This window comes from Collimonas fungivorans (assembly GCF_028292705.1).
GTDB classification, from domain to species: Bacteria; Pseudomonadota; Gammaproteobacteria; order Burkholderiales; family Burkholderiaceae_D; genus Collimonas; species Collimonas fungivorans_B.
This window is the reverse complement of sequence record NZ_JAQGLV010000180.1, coordinates 1-3,049: the sequence shown is the minus strand read 5'-3', so window position 1 is coordinate 3,049 and position 3,049 is coordinate 1. Positions and strand designations below refer to the sequence as shown.

At 60.7% G+C, this 3,049-nt stretch carries 4 protein-coding genes; all 4 read left to right on the top strand.

Annotated elements, in window-relative coordinates:
• A partial coding sequence (locus tag JWQ61_RS09875) for a sensor histidine kinase KdpD (RefSeq protein WP_304360380.1) occupies positions 1–628 on the top strand: 628 nt, incomplete at its 5' end.
• A 110-nt stretch (positions 629–738) separates the two neighbouring features.
• On the top strand, positions 739–1,287 hold the full coding sequence (locus tag JWQ61_RS09870) for a peroxiredoxin (RefSeq protein WP_304360379.1): 549 nt from the start codon (positions 739–741) through the stop codon (positions 1,285–1,287).
• A 60-nt stretch (positions 1,288–1,347) separates the two neighbouring features.
• Positions 1,348–1,869, top strand: coding sequence for a carboxymuconolactone decarboxylase family protein (locus JWQ61_RS09865; RefSeq protein ID WP_304360378.1), 522 nt, complete (start codon positions 1,348–1,350; stop codon positions 1,867–1,869).
• Positions 1,870–2,197: 328 nt separating this feature from the next.
• Positions 2,198–3,049: RecQ family ATP-dependent DNA helicase (locus tag JWQ61_RS09860; RefSeq protein ID WP_304360377.1), on the top strand; the 852-nt coding region annotated here is incomplete at its 3' end.

Below are 3,049 nucleotides of genomic sequence, written 5' to 3'. Positions count from 1 at the left end.
ACTGCAGCGCGGCAACGTCGAGGCGCTCGGGCCGGACCACCTGCCGGCCATGATCGCGCGCGACCAGCGCCAGATCCAGTCGATGATCCGGCTGATCGACGACATGCTCGACGTCTCGCGCATCCGCAGCGGCAGCCTGTCGATCCGTCCGGCCGACATCGAACTGATGGGACTGCTCAAGGGTGTGGTGGCCGACCTGGCGCTGCAGGCGAGCGGCTCGGGTAGCACCATCACCTTGCACCCGCATCCGCCCGTGCACGGTTGCTGGGACGAATTCCGCATCGAACAGGTTATTATTAACCTGTTGACCAATGCGCTGCGCTATGGCGCCGGGCAGCCGGTCGACATCGTCGTCGAGGCCGGCGGCGCGCAGGTGCACATCGACGTGATCGATGCCGGCATGGGTATTCCGGAAGCGGACCAGCAGCGCATCTTCGAGCCGTTCGAACGGGGCAGCGGCAGCGGCGAGGTGAAAGGACTGGGCCTTGGCCTGGCGATTTCGCGCCAGCTGGCCGCGGCGCATGGCGGCCGGCTCGAAGTCAGCAGCGACGGCCAGAACGGGTCGGTCTTCAGCCTGGTCCTGCCGCTGGCGGCACGCGTTGCGCAGCCCAACGGTGAGAGCGGCTGAAGCCGGACGCTATCGCGCAGCTAGGTAAATTCAATTGCAGTTGTATTTTCCAGTAGTTCTATACTAAGCGTCTGTCCTCAAACTTCCCTCAACAACGCAAGGAATTGAACATGAAAACTGTGGGCGAAAAATTAGAAGCATTCAGCGTCCCGGCCGCCAAGCCAGGCTTCAATCAACCGGAAGAAAACGGCCAGTCGGCGTTCGAGACCATCACCGAAGCTTCGTTCCCGGGCAAGTGGAAAGTCATCTACTTCTATCCGAAAGACTTCACCTTTGTGTGCCCGACCGAAATCGTCGAGTTCGCAAAAATCAAGAACGACCTGGCCGACCGCGATGCGGTGCTGATGGGCGGTTCGACCGATAACGAATTCTGCAAACTGGCATGGCGCCGTGATCATCCTGACCTGAACAAGCTGAACCACTATTCGTTCGGCGATTCGGCCGGCCGGCTGGTCGACATGCTCGGCGTGCGCGATCCATCCGAAGGCGTTGCCCTGCGCGCGAGCTTCATCGTCGATCCCGACAACACCATCCAGCACGTGTCGGTGAACAACCTGAACGTCGGCCGCAACCCGACCGAAATCCTGCGTATTCTCGACGGCCTGCAAACGGACGAACTGTGCCCTTGCAACCGCAGCGTAGGCGGCGCAACGCTGTAGGCGTTTCTCGACCAACCCGCTTCGGCGGGTTTTAAAAACCTGAAACGATAGGGTTTATATATGGAATTCTTAAATTCGATCAAAGAATTGATTCCCGACTATGCCAAGGACATCCGCCTGAACCTCGACGGCACCATCGCGCGCTCCAGCCTGGAAGGCAAGGACGCGGTCGGCGTGGCGCTGGCGGCGGCATTCGCGGCGAAAAGCCGGAAGATCATCGACATCATCATCGAAAGCGGGGAGTTGTCGGAAGATGAAAAGAATGCGGCGCTGACGGCCTCGGCCCTGATGGGCATGAACAATGTCTGGTATCCGTATGTGGAAATGACCGAGGATCCCGATCTGAAGGGCCAGCCGGCCCAGTTGCGGATGAACGCTTACGCCAGCAACGGCGGCATCGACAAGCGGCGCTTCGAGATGTACGCACTGTCGGCGTCTATCATCGGCAAGTGCCAGTATTGCATCAAGTCGCACTTCGACTTGCTGAAGACGGAAGGCATGTCGTCGCAGCAGCTGCGCGACGTAGGCCGGATCGCCGCGGTCGTCAATGCGGCAACACAGGTCATCGCGGCTTCGAACTGATCAGTGAAAGAACACCGCGGCGCCGCGCAGCAGGTCGGTGGTGCACAGGACATAAGTCGAGGCGCCCGCGAGTGCAATTTGGATACTGGTCCAGGTCATCGGAAATAAGCGCATCATGTCGTACTCCTATTGCTTTTTTTTCTCGTTGTATGACTGAATCATAGGCTTCGCTGTGGATTGCGGGCATCGGTCAAGCGTCCGCCTATCTGTAGGACGATGCCTTAGGAGATTGTATGACGGGCAATAGCAGAGCCGGAGCAGGCCTCCTACGCAGGATGTAGGTACGCTCCTATGGCGATTTTCAAGCCTGCGCCATACAGTTGTGCTTATGACTAAACACGATCCCCGCCTCATGCACCAGGGCTTGCGCGCGATCCGCCGCAACGCCATCGCCAAACTGCTGCGCAGCATCTTCGGGGTCGACCGTTTGCGCGATGGCCAGCAGCGCGTCATCGACAGCGTCCTCGACGGTAAAGACACGCTCGCGATCATGCCCGCCGGCAGCGGAAAATCGCTGTGCTACCAGATTGCCGCGAAGATGCTGAAAGGCACCACCATCGTGGTATCGCCGCTCATTTCACTGATGAAGGACCAGCTCGAAAAGCTCGAGCAGCTCGGCATCCGCGCCGTGCAGGTCAACAGCAGCCTGTCGTCCGACGAGGAGCATGCCGCGCTCGAAGGCATCCGGAAGCGAACCCACGAAATCGTGTTCTGCACCCCGGAGCGCCTGGCCCGGCCCGAGTTCCTCGAGGTGTTGAAGACGGTTCCGATCGCGCTGGTGGCGATCGACGAAGCGCACTGCATCTCGCAATGGGGGCATGATTTCCGTCCGGCGTATCTGGAGATGGCGGCCTCGATCGCGGCGCTCGGCAAGCCGCCGGTGCTGGCGCTGACCGCCACCGCGACCGACGACGTGGTGGACGACATCGGCCGCCAGCTCGGACGCGCGCGCATGAACGTCGTCAATACCGGCATCTATCGGCCCAACCTGCACTACAGCGTGGTGCAGGTGACCAATCCCGACCAAAAGCTGGCCGAAGCGCTGCGCATCGTTCAGCAGAGCGAAGGCGTCGGCATCGTCTATGCCGCCACCGTCAAGGCGGCCGAGGAAATGCACCAGCTGCTGCAGGATGCCGGCGAAAGCGTGGCGCTCTATCACGGCAAGCTGGCGGCGCGCGAG